Genomic DNA, 17291 nt, shown 5'->3' on the forward strand with positions numbered 1-17291 from the left:
TGTCATCGGAGCGCCGCCGCCCTGGCTACCAGGTACGACAGAGCATCAGATCGCCGCGGGTCTCGGTCAGCAGTCGCTCCAGCAGACTATCGGTAGAACGTCCGATGCCAACGCGAATATGGCTGCCCAGCGCCAGCAGGTCGGGTGGCTGCTGGCGCAGCCGATCCAGCAGGACCTGAGAGGGGTCACCCTGCTGCAGAACCAGCTCCAGATCGGGCCTGGCATGCAGGTCACTCATCAATCGCTCGGTTTCAAGTTCGAGCTGCTGTCGCAGGCGCTGACGCTCAAGATCGCGCCAGTGCTGGTAGTTGGTGCCTTTGCAAAGCTCCATCGCGACCGGCATGTCCCAGGCGTGTAACAGCGTCAGGCGCACGTTGGGAAAGCGCATCAGCACTTCCTTGAGGGTGTGACGCGAGGCGAGTGAAAAGTCGACCGGCACCAGAATGTCCTGCCAGTCCGGCTCGCCGTCATGCGGGATACTGACCACCGGACAGGGCGCCCGGCGCATGACGCGGGACAGGGTGGTGCCGCCGATCAGGTCCGGCTGACCCTGCTTGCGGTGGGTGCCCATGATAATCATCGAGGCGCTGCGCTCGTAGGCTTCGCGGATAATTTCGGCATAGGGTACGCCGCTGACGATATGAATCTCGGTGGCCGCCGGGCGCTTTAACTCGTGATGCTCACACAGCCTGCTGAGCGTGCGGTCGATGTCTTCCTCGATGGCATGCACCAGCGCCGGAAGCGTGTTCTCGGGCAGATAGGGGTCCACGACATGCAGGATGTCCAGGCGCGATTGACTGCGCTGCGACAGATGCAGCGCCCGTACAAGGGCTGCTTCACATTCATGAGAGAGATCGGTGGCCAGTAGCAGCGTCGTATTCATGGCTGAATCCTTGCCCGTTGATAAGGGGGGCGCTTGCAGGTGTCGGTAATGGCGGGAGCACCGCTGAAATGATAGTGGTTGCCTGTCCCCACAGCTACCACCAGGCGTGAAAGTGATGAGCCGGCCCCTGGCCCTGGCCGACTTCCAGTCGATCGGCAGCCTCCAGAGCCCGGGTCATGTAGGTCTTGGCCGCCCTGATCGCTTCGATCGGCGTGTCATGGCGCGGCAGCAGTGCGGCAATGGCAGACGCCAGCGTGCATCCTGAGCCATGCAGCGAGCGTGTCTTGACGCGCTCTGCTTCCAGCCAGTGCGTGCCGTCAGGGGTCAGCACCAGATCATTACTGACCTCGCCGGCCAGATAGCCTCCCTTGAGCACCACAATGTCGCTGCCCAGTGCGCCGAGCCCGGGCAACATCGCCTCCATATCGTCATGGCTGGCGGGGATGTCGGTGTCCAGCAGCACGGCCGCTTCCGGCAGATTGGGCGTGATAACGTCGGCCATCGGAATCAGGACATCGCGTACGGCGTGAAATCCGTCACGATCCACCAGCATGTCGCCACTTTTGGCCACCATGACCGGATCCAGCACGATATGGGCCGGTCGGTAGCGTTCGATGAACTCCCGAATCAGCTGCGCCGTGGCGAGGTCGCTGACCATACCGATTTTGACGCAATCGATGTCGATATCCTCGAACACGGCGTTCATCTGGGCACGAATCATGGCCTGTGGCAGTGCCATTACCTCGCGGACGCCACAGGTGTTCTGGGCCAACACGGCTGTCAGGACACTGGTGGTGTAGGCGCCCAGGGCGCTGGCGGTCTTGATATCGGCGGATTGTCCTGCCCCCCCGCTGGGATCGGTGCCGGCAATGGAGAGAAAATGGGTCGGGCGCATGAGATGTCCAGAGGTTGTCAACGACTCGGAAGGTGAGCGCAGAAGGTATCGACGCCCACGATATTGCTGAACATAGAACTAAAGTCTAATGTGGCATGGCAATATTTTGATTGGATACACGAAGGCTACAGGGGGAACATTCCAAAATCGACATCAAAAAAGCTGATGATGGCATTGGTAAAATCCCTTGCAGGCTTCTAATGTAACGAGGGTGATCTCGAGGCTGACCTGACCTTCCGCAGTCGAGAATTTCCTGTCATTCGGACACCACGCTCCGGGTGGTTGAATAACGAAAGCTCTGGTGGATGCAACGTCGCCGGGGCAGACCAAGATGAGTGAGCGTCCATGGATCTGGCAGCGCAACTGGCCCAAAACTGGTCAGTCGGTGTTTTCATTGTCGCCGTACTGGCCCTGTGTACCTTCATGATCACCGCGTCCGCCCTGTTGGGTGGCCGGGCATGGGGACACACCAAGGAAACGCCCTACGAGTCCGGTATTGTGCCGACCGGCAGTGCCCACCAGCGTTTCTCGGTCAAGTTCTACATGGTGGCCATGCTTTTTGTCATCTTCGATGTGGAAGCCCTTTATCTCTTCGGCTGGGCCATCTCCGTGCGTGAAACCGGCTGGACCGGGCTTGTTGGCGCCAGTGTCTTCATCTTTATCCTGCTGGCCGGCCTGATCTATGACAGCCGTGTCGGGGCACTGGACTGGGTGCCCAAACGCCGCGTGCAGCCGGATCAGGTCCATCAGCCTGCCCAGCGTGATCATGCCGACGACTGAGTGTCGACAGGCAGCCGTATCTGCCTGACAGAACCTCAGTACCGATCAATGATGTTTTCCGGGAGGACTCTGGATGTCCTACAAGCTTACGCGCATCGACCCCGATGCTCCCCAGAACAGCCAGTATCCGGTCGGGGAGCGCCGCGTTGTTGATGACCCCATGGATGACCAGGTGCATCGCAATGTTTTCATGGGCAAGCTCGAAAACATCATGCACAACGTCGTCAACTGGGGACGCAAGAACTCCCTGTGGCCTTATAACTTCGGGCTGTCCTGCTGCTACGTCGAAATGACCACGGCCTTTACCGCGCCACACGACATTGCACGCTTTGGCTCCGAGGTGCTGCGTGCCTCGCCCCGTCAGGCCGACGTGATGGTGATTTCGGGCACCTGCTTCGTCAAAATGGCGCCCATCATCCAGCAGCTCTACGACCAGATGCTGGAACCCAAGTGGGTCATCTCGATGGGCTCGTGTGCCAACTCCGGCGGCATGTATGACATCTATTCGGTGGTCCAGGGTGTCGACAAGTTCCTGCCCATCGACGTTTATATCCCGGGTTGCCCGCCAAGACCTGAAGCCTTCCTTCAGGGGCTGCAGCTATTGCAGGACTCCATCCAGCAGGAGCGTCGTCCGTTGACCTGGGTGGTCGGGGATCAGGGCGTGTACAAGGCAGAAATGCCCTCCCAGCGTGAAAAAAGACGCGATGAGCGTATTGCGGTCACCGAGCTGCGTTCACCCGATGAAGTGTAATTACCGGCACGTGGGTCACCGCGGGGCGAGCGGGTCCGGTTCACTGGCGATGGAAAACAACGGATGACGACCGAGATTTCACAGGCAGACGCTACAACCTTCGCCATTGTTGATGAGCTGAAGGCCCGCTTTGGCGAGGCGAATCTGGTGGTGCAGCCCACGCTGACCGGCATGCCGGTAGTCTGGGTAGCGCGTGAGCAGCTCATTGAGGTCATGCGCTTCGTGCAGCAGGTCAACAAGCCCTTTGTCATGCTCTATGACCTGCACGGTGTGGATGAGCGTCTGCGCATGCACCGTCGGGGCCTGCCACCGGCGGACTTCACGGTGTTTTATCAGCTGATGTCGCTTGAGCGTAACAGCGAGCTGATGATCAAGGTGGCGCTGCATGAGGATGATCTGCGCGTCCCGACCCTGTGTAACGTCTATCTCAATGCCAACTGGTATGAGCGTGAAGTCTTTGACATGTTCGGCATTGATTTCGCGGGGCATCCGCACCTGAGCCGAATGCTGATGCCACCAACCTGGCACGGGCATCCGCTGCGCAAGGACTATCCGGCGCGTGCGACAGAATTTGATCCCTATACGTTGACGATGGAAGGCCAGGACCGCGAACAGGAAGCCCTGCGCTTTGATCCTGAAGACTGGGGCATGAAGCGCCAGAGTGGTGATACCGACTACATGTTCCTGAACCTGGGGCCCAACCACCCCTCGGTGCACGGCGTGTTTCGTATCGCTCTGCAGCTGGACGGCGAAGAGGTGGTCGACTGCGTCCCGGACATCGGCTATCACCATCGCGGCGCCGAGAAAATGGCCGAGCGTCAGTCCTGGCACAGCTATATCCCCTACACCGACCGGATCGACTATACCGGCGGGGTCATGAACAACCTGCCCTATATTCTGGCGGTCGAAAAACTGGCCGGGATTAGCGTCACCTCACGCGCTGAAACCATCCGCGTGATGATGGCCGAGATGTTTCGCATCAACTCCCACCTGCTGTTTCTGGGCACCTTCCTGCAGGATCTGGGGGCAATGTCGCCAGTCTTTTATACCTTCAGCGACCGTCAGCGGGCCTATCATGTGATCGAGGCCATTACCGGATTTCGCATGCACCCGGCATGGTTTCGCATCGGCGGCGTGGCGCATGACCTGCCGCGCGGCTGGGACCGGCTGGTGCGCGAGTTTCTGGACTGGATGCCGCCACGGCTGGACGAGTACGAGCGCGCGATGATGGACAACTCGATCGTGCGCGAGCGTACGGTCGGCATTGCTACGCATACCACCGCAGAGGCGCTGACCTGGGGGGTAACCGGCCCCAATCTGCGTGCCACCGGCCTTAAATATGATCTGAGAAAGGCCAAGCCCTATTCAGGCTATGAGCGTTTTGATTTCGATATTCCGGTAGGCACCAACGGCGACGTCTTTGATCGCGGCATGATGCGCATCGAAGAGATGCGCCAGAGCCTTCGCATCATCGAGCAGTGTCTGAAAAACATGCCCGAGGGCGACTACAAGGCCGATCATCCGCTGACCACACCGCCGCCGCGCGACAAGATGCTTCAGCATATCGAAACGCTGATCACGCACTTTTTGCAGGTTTCCTGGGGGCCAGTGCTCAAGGCTAACGAGTCGTTCCAGATGATCGAGGCGACCAAGGGGCTTAACAGCTACTACCTGACCAGCGATGGCAACACCATGAGCTATCGCACCCGAATTCGTACGCCCAGCTTTGCCCATCTCCAGCACATTCCGGCCGTCATCAACGGCGGGTTCGTGCCGGATCTGATCGCGCATCTGGGCAGCATCGACTTTGTAATGGCCGACGTGGATCGATAACCATGACCATGGATACTCCCGCAACCGGCAATACCCGCGCCAGCAAGGCCAGTCAGGGCAACCTGATTGCCAGTGTCGGGCGCACCGACGACTTCGAGCTCACCGATGAAGAGCGTCATGAGATCGAGCACGAGATGGGGCACTACGAAAACCCGCGTGCCGCCTCCATTGGCGCGCTCAAGATCGTGCAGAAACGTCGTGGCTGGGTCTCGGACGGCGCCGTGATCGCCATCAGTGACGTGCTGGGCATTCCCTCCAGTGACATCGAGGGGGTGGCCACCTTTTATAGCCTGATCTTTCGTCAGCCGGTCGGACGACACGTCATCCTGGTCTGTGACAGCAGCTCCTGCTTTTTGACCGGTCATGATGAACTTCGCGATGCCATTTCCAGCGAACTGGGCATCGGGCTGGGCCAGACCACCGGTGATGATCGCTTCACGATGCTGCCGGTGTGCTGTCTGGGGGCCTGTGACCGTGGTCCGGCGCTGATGATCAATGAGGACCTGCATGGCCCGGTGGACCCAGGCGACGTGTCGGCACTTCTGGAGCGCTATTCATGACCAGTCATCTCTTTTCTACCAGCACCAACGGCGAAACTCATCCGCTGACCTATCGTCTGCGCGAGGATCGCGGCTATGTGGATCTGACCGAATTTCAGCAAAAGGACGGTTATGAGGCGCTGCGTACCACGCTGCGTGATCTGTCGCCGGATGATCTGATCGAAAACATGAAGACCGCCAATCTGCGCGGTCGTGGAGGCGGCGGTTTCTCGGCCGGGGTCAAGTGGAGCCTGACGGCGCGTGGGGATGACCATCCCCGCGGCTATATCGTCTGCAACGCCGACGAAATGGAGCCGGGCACCTTCAAGGACCGCATGCTAATGGAGGAGATCCCCCATCTGTTGATCGAGGGGATGATTCTGGCCGGCTATGCCAACAACGCGCGCATGGGCTACATCTTCCTGCGCGGCGAGTACGTGCTGGCCGCCGAGCGCATTGAGCAGGCGCTGAGCGAGGCTCGCGAGGCCGGTATCCTGGGGCCGAAGGTGTGCGACAGCGATTTTGACTTCGATATCTTCCTGCACACCGGGGCCGGGCGTTACATCTGCGGTGAAGAAACCGCGCTGATCAATTCGCTTGAAGGCCGACGTGCCAACCCGCGCTCCAAGCCGCCCTTTCCGGGGCAGAGTGGCGCCTGGGGCAAGCCTACCGTGGTCAACAACGTCGAGACGCTGTGCAACGTGCCGGCCATCGCCCTGCACGGCGGCGAGTGGTATCAGAATCTGTCCGGCGGTCGCAGCGATGATGGCGGCACAAAGATCTTTGGTGTGTCCGGTCGTGTGAAACGCCCCGGGTTGGTCGAGCTGCCAATGGGCGTGACCGGTGCCGAGCTGCTGGACATGGCCGGCGGCATGCGTGACGGACTCGAGCTGAAAACCTGGCTGCCGGGCGGCGGCAGCACCGGCTTTCTGCTGCCGGAGCATCTCGAGCTGCCGCTGGAGTTCGATGCCATTGGCAAGGCCGGCAGCCGTCTGGGGACTGGGCTGATGACCGTGGTGGCCCCCAATCAGAGCGTGGTGTCGCTGACCCGCAATCTCGAGGAGTTCTTTGCGCGTGAGTCGTGTGGCTGGTGCACGCCGTGTCGCGACGGGTTGCCCTGGAGCGTCAAGCTGTTGCGCGCCATCGAGCGCGGCGAAGGGGAAGAGGGCGACATCGACATGCTGGTTTCGCTGGCCCATGACATCGGCCCCGGCAAGACATTTTGTGCTCACGCACCGGGTGCGGCGATGCCGCTGGAAACCGCCATTGAGCATTTCAGGCACGAATTCGAAGCCGGCATTCGCCATCAAAAGCGCGAAGCACACGCCGAGCCGATCCCGGTGGGCTCGGTATAGCGGCTGGATGCGGCATACGAGTGAGATAACGATCAAGGTGCCCGGTGATCGCCGGGCCGTGACAGGCAAAAGGCAGGGTTCATGGCAACCATTCATGTAGACGGCAAGGACTACGAGGTCGACGGCAGTGACAATCTGCTGCACGCCTGCCTGTCGCTGGGCCTCGATATTCCCTATTTCTGCTGGCACCCGGCGCTGGGCAGCGTTGGTGCCTGCCGTCAGTGTGCGGTCAAGCAGTACAAGGACGCCGACGACGAACGCGGCATGCTGGTCATGTCCTGCATGGCGCCGATCAAGGATGACTCGTACATCTCGATCGATGACGAGGAGGCAAAGGCCTTTCGTGCCAGCGTTGTCGAATGGCTGATGACCAACCACCCGCACGATTGTCCAGTCTGTGAAGAGGGCGGCCACTGCCATCTGCAGGACATGACGGTCATGACCGGCCACGACCGTCGCCGCTATCGCTTCAAAAAGCGCACGCACAAGAATCAGTATCTCGGCCCCTTCATCGGTCACGAGATGAACCGCTGCATTACCTGCTATCGCTGCGTGCGTTTTTACAAGGATTACGCTGGCGGCGAGGACCTCGGCGCCTTCGGAGCCCACGAGAACATCTATTTTGGTCGCACGGTCGACGGCACGCTGGAAAACGAGTTTTCCGGCAACCTGACCGAAGTCTGCCCGACCGGTGTCTTCACCGACCGCACCCACTCCGAGCACTACACACGCAAGTGGGACATGCAGTTTGCGCCCAGCATCTGCCATCAGTGCTCCAGCGGCTGTAATACCAGCCCGGGTGAGCGCTACGGCGAGGTGCGCCGGATCGAGAATCGCTACAACGGCGATGTGAACCACTATTTCCTGTGTGACCGTGGCCGCTTCGGCTACGGCTACGTCAACCGCACCGATCGTCCGCAACAGCCGAGCATGCGCGTCGACGACCACGAGCCCGAGCTTTTGACCGTCGACAGTGCGCTGGACCGCACCGCCGAGCGTCTTAAGGGCAGCCAGCGTGTGATCGGTATCGGCTCGCCGCGGGCCAGTCTTGAAAGCAACCATCTGCTGCGTGAACTGGTGGGCGCTGACAACTTCTCGACCGGTATTGCCGGCCATGAGCTTGAGTGTCTTGAACTGATCCAGATTCTTCAGCGTGAAGGGCACTGGCACATTCCGTCCATGCGTGAAATCGAAGAGCACGACGCCGTGATTGTGCTGGGCGAGGATCTGATTCAGAGCGCAGCACGCGTGGCGCTGGCCGTACGCCAGGCCGCCAATGCCCGCGGTGAGGACATGGCCGAGGCCAACGGCATTCCGGCCTGGAATGCCAACGCAGTGAATACGCTGCGTCAGGAGCGTACCCGTCCGGTTTTCATTGCCTCCCTGACCGAGACGCGGCTGGACGACATCGCTCGCGATACTTGGCACGGCGCCCCGGAAGAGATTGCCCAACTGGGCCTGGCGCTGGCGCATGCACTTGATGCTTCGGCACCGGCCATGGAAGGGCTGAATGACACCACGCGGGCGCTGGTCGATACCATGGCCGAGGCGCTCAAGGGTGCCGAGCGGCCGCTGATCATTTCCGGCACCAGCCTTGGCAGTACAGGCGTTCTCAAGGCCGCGGCCAATCTGGCCCGTGCGCTGAGCGCGACCGGCAAAACGCCGTCCGTATCGCTGATCAGCGGTGAGGCCAACAGTACCGGTTTGACCATGCTGGGCGGTCACTCGCTTGAATGGGCGCTTGAGGCCATGCAGGACGGTGACTCGCCTGCCGATGCCGCCGTCATTCTGGAAAACGATCTTTATCAGCGACTGGCCAGCAGCATGGTCGATCAGGCATTGACCTCGCTTGAGACGCTGGTTGTGCTTGATCATCAGCGTACGCCCACGCTTGAGCGGGCTCATCTGGCCCTGCCGGCGGCGACCTTTGCCGAAGGTGACGGCACGCTGGTCAGCCATGAAGGGCGCGCCCAGCGCTTTTTCCAGGTCTACGACCCGAGCTACTACCGGCCCAACGACCTTACCCATGAAAGCTGGCGCTGGCTGCATGCGCTGCACACCACCATGGAAGGCCGCGGCGTTGACTGGACCCAGATTGACGAGGTCACCGCCGACTGTACGCGCGTGCATCCGGAGCTTTCCGGCATTCGTGACGCCGCACCCAGCGCCTCATTTCGTATTCGCGGCCAGAAGCTGGCGCGCTCGCCGCACCGCTCAAGCGGGCGCACGGCCATGCGCGCCAACCTGAGCGTACACGAACCGCGTGCGCCGCAGGATGCCGACTCTGCCTTTGCCTTCTCGATGGAAGGCTACAGTGGCTATAGCGAGCCCCGGTCGCAGGTGGCCTTTGCCTGGGCGCCGGGCTGGAACTCGCCGCAGGCCTGGAACAAGTTCCAGGATGAGGTTGGGGGCCACCTGAGCGCCGGTGATCCGGGCGTTCGACTTTTTGATCAGCAGCGCAGCGACACGCGCTCAAGCGACTGGTTTGCCGACATTCCTCAGGAGTTTGAGCCACGTGACGACTGCTGGTACGTCGTGAGTCTGCCGCAGCTTTTCGGGGGCGAGGAGATGTCGGCGCGCGCCGAGCCGATCCAGGAGCGCATGAGTGAAACCTTCCTGGTGCTGGGTCAGGAGGATGCCGACCGTCTGGGCGTCATGCCGGGTGAGACGGTTTATCTACAGACCTCCGGGCATCAGCTGCATCTGCCGGTACGCATCAGCCGCGAGATGCGTTCGGGCCTGATCGGTCTGCCGCATCTGCCCGGCATTCCCCGAGGGCTTGCCGGTGAATGTGCCACCGTCACTCTGGAGGTCAGCGCATGAACTGGATGAGTACCGATGTGCTGCTTGCCATCGTGGCGGGCGTTTTGAAAGCGATCGTGATCCTGCTGGCTGCCGTACTGTCCGGTGCCTTCCTGACCGTCATCGAGCGCCGGCTGCTGGGGCTATGGCAGGATCGCTACGGTCCCAACCGGGTCGGTATTTTCGGGTCGGCGCAGCTGATTGCGGACATGATCAAGATCTTTTTCAAGGAAGACTGGATCCCGCCCTTTGCCGATCGAAAGCTGTTTGTACTGGCGCCGGCGATCGCCTTTGCCTCGCTTTTGCTGTCGTTTCTGATCATCCCCATCACCCCGACATGGGGAGTGGCGGATCTCAATATCGGTATCTTGTTCTTCTTTGCCATGGCGGGGATCAACGTTTATGCGGTGCTCTTTGGCGGCTATGCCAGTGCCAACAAGTACGCGTTGATTGGTGCCATGCGCGCCTCTGCCCAGACGCTGTCCTATGAAGTCTTCATGGGGCTCTCATTGATGGGCATCGTGGTCATGACGGGCTCGTTCAATATGCGCGATATCGTCAACGGTCAGGAAGGGCTCTGGTATATCGTGCCGCAGTTTTTCGGTTTTCTGACCTTTTTGATTGCAGGCGTTGCCGTCACGCACCGTGCGCCCTTTGACCAGCCCGAGGCGGAACAGGAAATTGCCGACGGTTATCACGTCGAATATTCGAGCATGAAGTTCGGCATGTTCTTTATCGGCGAGTATGTGGGGATTGTTCTGGTGTCGGCCCTTTTGACCACCCTGTTTCTGGGGGGCTGGCATGGGCCGCTGTTGCCACCGATTGTCTGGTTCCTGCTCAAGACGTCCTTTTTCGTCATGCTTTTCATCCTGACCCGCGCTGCATTGCCCCGTCCGCGCTATGACCGTGTGATGCAGTTCGGCTGGAAGTTCTGTCTGCCGCTGACGCTTATCAATCTTCTGGTGACCGGGGTGGTCGTCCTGTTGACGGCCTGATCCCTGTCACCGAACAACGAACGAGGCAGAAAGCATGCTGCATTCGATCATCAAGGTAGTGACCGGTACCGGGACGCAGCTGCGTACCGGCTGGATGGTATTCAAGCATGCCTTCCACAAGCGCGAGACGCTCAACTATCCGGAAGAACAACCCTATCTGCCACCGCGCTATCGTGGGCGCATTGTGCTGACGCGTGACCCTGACGGGGAAGAGCGCTGCGTGGCCTGCAACCTGTGTGCGGTGGCCTGCCCGGTCGGCTGTATCTCACTGCAGAAAGGAGAGAAGGAGGATGGACGCTGGTACCCCGAATTCTTTCGTATCAATTTTTCCCGCTGCATCTTCTGCGGTCTGTGCGAAGAGGCCTGTCCGACTTCCGCCATTCAGCTGACGCCCGATTTCGAGCTCGGCGAATACAATCGTCAGGAGCTGGTCTTTGAAAAGCGGGACCTGTTGATTTCGGGCCCGGGCAAGGACCACAACTACAATTTCTATCGTGTCGCGGGACTGTCGGTGGCCGGCAAGCCCAAGGGCGCGGCGCAAAACGAGGCCGAGCCGGTCGACGTCAAAACGCTTCTGCCCTAGGGCGCAGGCAGCATCGGGGAGTTTGCCGTGGAAATTGCTTTTTATCTGGCCGCACTGGTCGCCATCGTTGCCACCTTTCGCGTCATCACGCACACCAACGCCGTGCATGCGCTGCTGTATCTAATCATCTCGCTGATGGCAGTGGCAGTGGTGTTTTACAGCCTCGGGGCGCCCTTTGCCGCCGCGCTGGAGGTGATCGTCTATGCCGGGGCCATCATGGTGCTGTTCGTCTTTGTGGTCATGATGCTCAACCTGGGTAGCCAGACGGCCCATCAGGAGCGCAGCTGGCTGGTGCCGCGCATCTGGATCGGCCCGTCGATCATGGCGGCAATACTTCTGGCGGTGCTGGTGTTCTCCTTCTGGCATGGCGGCGGACTCGGCACGATCTCGGGCGAAGAGCTCAGCGCCAAAGAGGTCGGCACGCAGATGTTTGGCCCTTATCTTCTGGCAGTGGAACTTGCCGCGATGCTGCTTCTGGCGGCGCTGATTGCGGCGTCGCACATCGGGCGCAACGACGAGCCGCAGCTTGAGCGTGACATGAACGAAGCCGTGCAGCGCGCACCGGCAGGCAACGATGAAGGGGGGCAGGCATGAGTGGCATACCACTGGAGCATGGCATGGCGCTGGCCGCCATCCTGTTTGTACTGGGACTGGCGGGCCTTCTGGTCCGGCGCAATCTGCTGTTCATTCTGATGAGCCTTGAGATCATGATGAACTCGGCAGGGCTTGCCTTTGTTGTCGCCGGCATGCACTGGGGCCAGCCGGATGGGCAGGTCATGTTCATTGCAATCATTACGCTGGCAGCGGCCGAGGCCAGCATCGGACTGGGCTTTTTGATCCAGCTGCAGCGCCGGTTCAAAACGCTTGATATTGATGCCGCCAGCGAGATGAAAGGATGAATATACTTTTCCTGACACCCTTGTTTCCGCTGCTGGGCGCCATTGTCCTGGCCTTCAATCCGCGTTTGCCCACCCGGCTGGCCGGTCTGGTCGGTGTGGGCTCGGTCGGCCTGTCGGCGCTGGTCATGGTCTGGCTCAACGTGGCCTTTTACAGCGGCGCCGATGAAGGCGTCACCCAGACGCTCTGGCAGTGGGTCGCCGTGGAAGACTTCCGGATGGGCTTTTCGCTGTATCTGGACGGTCTGTCTCTGACCATGATCAGCATCATCACCGGCGTCGGTTTCCTGATCCATTTGTTCGCGGCCTGGTACATGCGCGAGGATCTCGAAGGCGGGCCGGGGTTTGCGCGCTTTTTTGCCTACATGAACCTTTTTGTGTTCAGCATGCTGCTGCTGGTGCTGGGCGATAACCTCTTTTTGCTCTACATGGGCTGGGAAGGTGTCGGGCTCTGCAGCTATCTGCTGATCGGCTACTACTTCGAGAGCGAGCATAACGCCTGGTGTGCCTTCAAGGCTTTTATCGTCACCCGTATCGGGGACGTGTTTCTGGCCATCGGCATGTTTTTGCTGTTTGCCCAGTTCGGCACGCTCAACATTCAGGAGCTTTTGCGTCTGGCGCCCGAGGCGTGGGGGAAAGGCGATCTGATGGCAGAAGTGGCGGCGCTGATGCTGCTGGGCGGGGCCGTCGGCAAGTCGGCGCAGCTGCCGCTGCAGACATGGCTTGCCGATGCGATGGCCGGCCCCACGCCGGTATCGGCGTTGATTCACGCGGCCACCATGGTGACCGCGGGGGTGTATCTGATCGCCCGTACTCATGTCATCTTCGAACTGGCGCCCATGACGCTTGAGCTTGTCGGTCTGATCGGCATGGTAACGCTGTTGATTGCCGGGTTTGCGGCGCTGGCACAAACCGATATCAAGCGCGTACTGGCCTATTCCACCATGAGTCAGATCGGCTACATGTTTCTGGCGCTTGGCGTGCAGGCCTGGGATGTGGCGATCTTCCATCTGATGACACATGCCTTTTTCAAGGCGCTGCTCTTTCTCACCTCGGGCTCCGTCATCATCGCGTGCCACCACGAGCAGAACATCTTCAAAATGGGTGGCCTGCGCAAGACGCTCAAGCTGCCCTACGCCTGCTTTTTGATCGGCGGTGCGGCGCTGTCGGCCCTGCCGCTGATTTCGGCCGGCTTCTACTCCAAGGACGAGATCCTGTGGCTGGCCTTTGATCATGGCCATACCTGGCTGTGGCTCGGGGCGCTGTTTGGGGCCTTCCTGACCTCGGTCTATACCTTCCGCATGATCTTTATCGTGTTCCACGGACGCGAGCAGATCCATCCGCATGCCGGTCGTGGGCTGGCGCACCATGTGCCGCTGATCGTGCTGGCGGTGCTGTCCACCTTTGTCGGGGCGATGATTCATCCGCCGCTGGAAAATGTGCTGCCGGCAGGCCCGGATGGGCAGTACGGTCATAACGTGCAGCTGATGCTCGAAGTGCTGGCCGCGATTGTCGCCGTCGTGGGCGTTGGCATCGCTGCCGGGCTTTTCCTTGGCCGTCGCCGTCTGGTGAGCTCGCTGACAAAAACGAAAGAGGGCGATCGTCTGTGGCGCTTTTTCAACAGCGCCTTTGCCTTTGACTGGTTCTACGACAAGGTGGTGGTCAGGCCGTTTCTGTTCATCGCGCGTCTGCATCGACGTGACTGGGTCAATAGCCTGATGAACCTCTGGCCGGGGCTGGCCATGATGTTCAACGGGATCCTGTCCGATACCCAGAACGGTCGGCTTCGCTGGTATGCCGCGGTCATGACCGGCGGCGTGATCGCCGTGCTGGTGCTTCTGCTACTGCTATGAAGGGAGGTGACATGACCGAGCCGTTTCAATGCAGGACAGTCGACCTGATGCGATCTGTGACAGATCACCGGTCTGACCAGCCGCTTGTGCCCACAATAACGATCAAGGATGCGATCACGCCATGATGTTGCCCTGGCTATTACTCATACCCTTTATCGGGGGGCTGCTGTGCTGGCAGTTCGAGCTGATCAGACCCAACACGGCCATGCCGCGCTGGATTGCGCTGCTTTCCATGGTGGCGCTGCTGGTGATGGCGCTGGTCATGTGGGTGAGCGGCGATTACAGCCTGTCACAGGTGGTCGGCAATACGCCCGAATGGCAAAGCGAGTTCCGGCTGCCCTGGATCGATGCCTTCGGCATTACCTTCCATCTGGCACTCGATGGCCTGTCGCTGATCATGATCACCCTGACCGGCATTCTGGGGATCATGGCCGTGGTCTGTTCCTGGAAGGAGATCAATCGGCGGGTCGGCTTTTTCCACCTCAACCTGATGTGGGTCATCGGCGGCGTGGTCGGGGTCTTTCTGGCCATCGATCTTTTCCTGTTCTTTTTCTTCTGGGAAATGATGCTGGTGCCGATGTACTTCCTGATCGCCCTTTGGGGACATGAGTCGGAAGGCAGGTCGCCGGTGTCGGCCGCCATCAAGTTCTTTATCTATACCCAGGCATCCGGCCTTTTGATGCTGGTCTCCATTCTGGGTCTGGTGTTCATGCACTATACCCAGACCGGCGTGTTCTCCTTTGACTACGGCATCCTGCGCGAGACCCCCATCACCGGCGTCATGTCGTGGGTATTAATGCTCGGTTTCTTTATTGCCTTTGCCGTCAAACTGCCGGTAGTCCCGCTGCATGGCTGGTTGCCTGATGCGCATGCTCAGGCGCCGACGGCGGGCAGTGTGGATCTGGCCGGTATTCTGCTCAAGACGGCGGCCTATGGCCTATTGCGCTTTGCGCTGCCGCTGTTCCCTGAAACGTCACAGGCCTTTGCGCCCATCGCGATGACGCTGGGGCTGGTCGGTATTTTCTATGGCGGCGTGCTGGCGTTTTCCCAGACCGACATCAAGCGGCTGATTGCCTGTTCCAGTATTTCCCACATGGGCTTTGTTCTGATCGGTATCTACTCCGGCACGCTGCTGGCGTTGCAGGGCGTCATTTTGCAGATGGTGGCGCACGCCTTCTCGGCGGCAGGGCTTTTCATGATCAGCGGTCAGCTCTATGAGCGTCTGCATACGCGTGACATGCGGCAGATGGGCGGGTTGTTCGGACGTCTGGGGGCGCTGCCGGGATTTGCCCTTGTCTTTGTCATGGCGTCTCTTGGCATGCCGGGCACCGGTAACTTTATCGGCGAGTTTCTGATCCTGTTCGGGGCCTTTGATGTGGTGCCCTGGGTCGTGGTGATCGCCAGTGGTGGCCTTGTGCTGTCCGCGGTCTACTCGCTGATTCTGATGCATCGAGTCTACTGGGGGCCGCCGCGGGAGAAAAGCACCATTGCCCGTCTGGATGGCCGCGAGTACGCCATGCTGTTGAGCACGCTGGTGCTGACCATTGCGCTTGGCCTGTACCCTCAGGTGGTGCTCGATATTTCGCAGGGCGCGATGCATGAAGTGCGTCACTGGTTTGCTGTTTCACCTTCGTTTGCGGGCTGAGCCGACATGAATCTGACCCTGTCACATCTGATCGCCCTGTTACCGCTTCTGATCGTCTGCGCCACGGTCATCGTGGTGATGCTGGGCATCGCCTGGCGTCGCCATCATGTGGCGACCGCTACCCTGACCACGATCGGTCTCAACGCGGCGCTGTTCTCGCTGCTGGCGGTGCTGACGGTCACGCCGATTCGCGTGTCGCCGCTGCTCCTGATCGACAACTATGCCGTGCTCTACATGGCACTGATCCTGATTGCGGGACTGGCCTCCACGACGCTGGCGCATGCCTATCTAGAGGGTTTCAACGATCAGAAGGAAGAGTTCTACATGCTGTTGGGCTGCTCTGTACTGGGCGGTCTGACCATGGTGGCCAGCGACCATCTGCTGTCGCTGTTTTTCGGACTCGAGCTTTTGAGTGTGCCGCTCTACGGCATGGCGGCCTATGCCTTTCGCACTCGGCTGTCGCTGGAGTCAGGCATCAAGTACATGGTGCTGTCTGCAGCGGCCTCGGCCTTTCTGCTCTTTGGCATGGCGCTGTTATATGCCGAGTCCGGTTCGCTGGCCTTCGCCGATCTGGGCGCGCGTCTGACCGAGGGCGGCGGCCATGCCAGCTGGCTGTTGATGGGCATTGGCATGATGGTGATCGCGATGGCCTTCAAGCTGTCGCTGGTGCCGTTTCATCTCTGGACGGCCGATGTCTATGAAGGCGCCCCGGCCCCGGTGACCGCCTTTCTGGCCACGGTCAGCAAGATTGCCGTCTTTGCGCTTTTGATGCGTCTATTCATGAGCGCGCCGGTCACTGACATGGCCAGTCTGCACACGACGGTGGCGTTCATCGCGTTTTTGTCGATGGTGGTCGGCAATCTCATGGCGCTGCGTCAGGACAACATCAAGCGTCTGATGGGCTATTCCTCCATCGGCCACATGGGCTATCTGTTGACCGTGGTGGTGGCCAGTGACGACATGGCGCTGTTGACCACCGGCATTTATCTGATCACCTATGTGGCCACGACGCTGGCGACCTTCGGGGTGATTGCGCTGGTATCGAGCCCCTGGCAGGGCAGCGATGTCGCCTCATTGAAGTTCTACCGTGGCCTGTTCTGGCGACGCCCCTATCTGGCGGCTGTCATGACGGTGATGATGCTGTCGCTGGCCGGCATTCCGATGACGGCGGGTTTCATCGGCAAGTTCTACGTGCTGGCCACCGGTGTTGAAGCACAGCTCTGGTGGCTGGTGGCCGGTGTGATTCTCGGCAGCGCCATCAGCCTCTATTACTATCTGCGCGTCATGGTCATGCTCTATCTCCATCCCACCGAGGAGGAGGAGTACGATGCTTCGAGCGACTGGGGGCAGCGCGCCGGCGGTATCATGGTGATCCTGCTGGCGCTGGCGGTACTGATCCTGGGGGTTTATCCGCAGCCGATGATCATGCTGGTCAGTGGCGCTACGCTGGGCTAGGCGTTCAGGGTTTTGGTGGCCATGCG

General features: G+C 60.2%; 15 protein-coding genes. 13 read left to right on the forward strand and 2 right to left on the reverse strand.

Going from position 1 to position 17291, the window contains the following annotated elements:
- Window positions 1-25: 25 nt before the first annotated feature.
- A complete protein-coding gene (locus tag KSP9073_RS03575) occupies window positions 26-883 on the reverse strand; it encodes a universal stress protein (protein ID WP_108841548.1) in 858 nt (285 codons plus the stop codon).
- A gap of 94 nt (window positions 884-977) precedes the next feature.
- Window positions 978-1778 (reverse strand): bifunctional hydroxymethylpyrimidine kinase/phosphomethylpyrimidine kinase, encoded by an 801-nt coding sequence (gene thiD, locus KSP9073_RS03580; RefSeq protein WP_108841549.1) that lies wholly within the window; start codon window positions 1776-1778, stop codon window positions 978-980.
- 345 nt (window positions 1779-2123) lie between these two features.
- On the opposite strand from thiD, the gene KSP9073_RS03585 reads away from it, so the two are divergent.
- From KSP9073_RS03585 to nuoN, 13 genes are all read left to right on the forward strand, one after another.
- Entirely contained in the window at window positions 2124-2558 is a 435-nt protein-coding gene (locus KSP9073_RS03585) for an NADH-quinone oxidoreductase subunit A (protein ID WP_108841550.1), read from the forward strand.
- 73 nt (window positions 2559-2631) lie between these two features.
- Window positions 2632-3309: a NuoB/complex I 20 kDa subunit family protein gene (locus tag KSP9073_RS03590; protein ID WP_108841551.1), complete on the forward strand. Its 678-nt coding sequence runs from the start codon at window positions 2632-2634 to the stop codon at window positions 3307-3309.
- 63 nt (window positions 3310-3372) lie between these two features.
- Window positions 3373-5142: an NADH-quinone oxidoreductase subunit C/D gene (gene nuoC, locus KSP9073_RS03595; protein ID WP_108841552.1), complete on the forward strand. Its 1770-nt coding sequence runs from the start codon at window positions 3373-3375 to the stop codon at window positions 5140-5142.
- A gap of 2 nt (window positions 5143-5144) precedes the next feature.
- Window positions 5145-5702 carry an NADH-quinone oxidoreductase subunit NuoE gene (gene nuoE / locus KSP9073_RS03600; RefSeq protein WP_108841553.1) on the forward strand — a complete coding sequence of 186 codons (558 nt, stop codon included), beginning with the start codon at window positions 5145-5147 and terminating at the stop codon, window positions 5700-5702.
- Complete coding sequence (gene nuoF / locus KSP9073_RS03605; protein WP_108841554.1) at window positions 5699-7036, forward strand: NADH-quinone oxidoreductase subunit NuoF; 1338 nt, start codon at window positions 5699-5701, stop codon at window positions 7034-7036. Before nuoE ends, nuoF begins: the two co-directional genes overlap by 4 nt.
- An 81-nt stretch (window positions 7037-7117) precedes the next feature.
- Entirely contained in the window at window positions 7118-9859 is a 2742-nt protein-coding gene (gene nuoG / locus KSP9073_RS03610; protein WP_108841555.1) for an NADH-quinone oxidoreductase subunit NuoG, read from the forward strand.
- Window positions 9856-10833 (forward strand): NADH-quinone oxidoreductase subunit NuoH, encoded by a 978-nt coding sequence (nuoH, locus tag KSP9073_RS03615; protein WP_108841556.1) that lies wholly within the window; start codon window positions 9856-9858, stop codon window positions 10831-10833. The genes nuoG and nuoH overlap by 4 nt, the downstream gene beginning before the upstream one ends.
- Window positions 10834-10867: 34 nt before the next feature.
- Window positions 10868-11416 carry an NADH-quinone oxidoreductase subunit NuoI gene (nuoI, locus tag KSP9073_RS03620; RefSeq protein ID WP_086621482.1) on the forward strand — a complete coding sequence of 183 codons (549 nt, stop codon included), beginning with the start codon at window positions 10868-10870 and terminating at the stop codon, window positions 11414-11416.
- Between the two features lie 27 nt (window positions 11417-11443).
- Window positions 11444-12010, forward strand: a complete 567-nt coding sequence (gene nuoJ, locus KSP9073_RS03625; protein ID WP_108841557.1) for an NADH-quinone oxidoreductase subunit J — start codon at window positions 11444-11446, stop codon at window positions 12008-12010.
- Window positions 12007-12315 carry an NADH-quinone oxidoreductase subunit NuoK gene (gene nuoK, locus KSP9073_RS03630; RefSeq protein WP_108841558.1) on the forward strand — a complete coding sequence of 103 codons (309 nt, stop codon included), beginning with the start codon at window positions 12007-12009 and terminating at the stop codon, window positions 12313-12315. Before nuoJ ends, nuoK begins: the two co-directional genes overlap by 4 nt.
- On the forward strand, window positions 12312-14165 hold the full coding sequence (nuoL, locus tag KSP9073_RS03635) for an NADH-quinone oxidoreductase subunit L (RefSeq protein WP_108841559.1): 1854 nt from the start codon (window positions 12312-12314) through the stop codon (window positions 14163-14165). The genes nuoK and nuoL overlap by 4 nt, the downstream gene beginning before the upstream one ends.
- 121 nt (window positions 14166-14286) lie before the next feature.
- The gene (gene nuoM / locus KSP9073_RS03640; RefSeq protein WP_108841560.1) at window positions 14287-15810 is read left to right on the forward strand and encodes an NADH-quinone oxidoreductase subunit M; all 1524 of its coding nucleotides are present in this window, start codon (window positions 14287-14289) and stop codon (window positions 15808-15810) included.
- 6 nt (window positions 15811-15816) lie between these two features.
- A complete protein-coding gene (nuoN, locus tag KSP9073_RS03645) occupies window positions 15817-17265 on the forward strand; it encodes an NADH-quinone oxidoreductase subunit NuoN (protein ID WP_108841561.1) in 1449 nt (482 codons plus the stop codon).
- Window positions 17266-17291 lie beyond the last annotated feature (26 nt).

It is taken from the genome of Kushneria phyllosphaerae (assembly GCF_900312995.1).
Lineage (GTDB): Bacteria > Pseudomonadota > Gammaproteobacteria > Pseudomonadales > Halomonadaceae > Kushneria > Kushneria phyllosphaerae.

What these genes read in the sequence shown, in the direction of transcription:
- KSP9073_RS03575 (WP_108841548.1), bottom strand. Translation starts at nt 883, where the DNA reads ATGAATACGACGCTGCTACTGGCCACCGATCTCTCTCATGAATGTGAA.
- thiD (WP_108841549.1), bottom strand. Translation starts at nt 1,778, where the DNA reads ATGCGCCCGACCCATTTTCTCTCCATTGCCGGCACCGATCCCAGCGGG.
- KSP9073_RS03585 (WP_108841550.1), top strand. Translation starts at nt 2,124, where the DNA reads ATGGATCTGGCAGCGCAACTGGCCCAAAACTGGTCAGTCGGTGTTTTC.
- KSP9073_RS03590 (WP_108841551.1), top strand. Translation starts at nt 2,632, where the DNA reads ATGTCCTACAAGCTTACGCGCATCGACCCCGATGCTCCCCAGAACAGC.
- nuoC (WP_108841552.1), top strand. Translation starts at nt 3,373, where the DNA reads ATGACGACCGAGATTTCACAGGCAGACGCTACAACCTTCGCCATTGTT.
- nuoE (WP_108841553.1), top strand. Translation starts at nt 5,145, where the DNA reads ATGACCATGGATACTCCCGCAACCGGCAATACCCGCGCCAGCAAGGCC.
- nuoF (WP_108841554.1), top strand. Translation starts at nt 5,699, where the DNA reads ATGACCAGTCATCTCTTTTCTACCAGCACCAACGGCGAAACTCATCCG.
- nuoG (WP_108841555.1), top strand. Translation starts at nt 7,118, where the DNA reads ATGGCAACCATTCATGTAGACGGCAAGGACTACGAGGTCGACGGCAGT.
- nuoH (WP_108841556.1), top strand. Translation starts at nt 9,856, where the DNA reads ATGAACTGGATGAGTACCGATGTGCTGCTTGCCATCGTGGCGGGCGTT.
- nuoI (WP_086621482.1), top strand. Translation starts at nt 10,868, where the DNA reads ATGCTGCATTCGATCATCAAGGTAGTGACCGGTACCGGGACGCAGCTG.
- nuoK (WP_108841558.1), top strand. Translation starts at nt 12,007, where the DNA reads ATGAGTGGCATACCACTGGAGCATGGCATGGCGCTGGCCGCCATCCTG.
- nuoL (WP_108841559.1), top strand. Translation starts at nt 12,312, where the DNA reads ATGAATATACTTTTCCTGACACCCTTGTTTCCGCTGCTGGGCGCCATT.
- nuoM (WP_108841560.1), top strand. Translation starts at nt 14,287, where the DNA reads ATGATGTTGCCCTGGCTATTACTCATACCCTTTATCGGGGGGCTGCTG.
- nuoN (WP_108841561.1), top strand. Translation starts at nt 15,817, where the DNA reads ATGAATCTGACCCTGTCACATCTGATCGCCCTGTTACCGCTTCTGATC.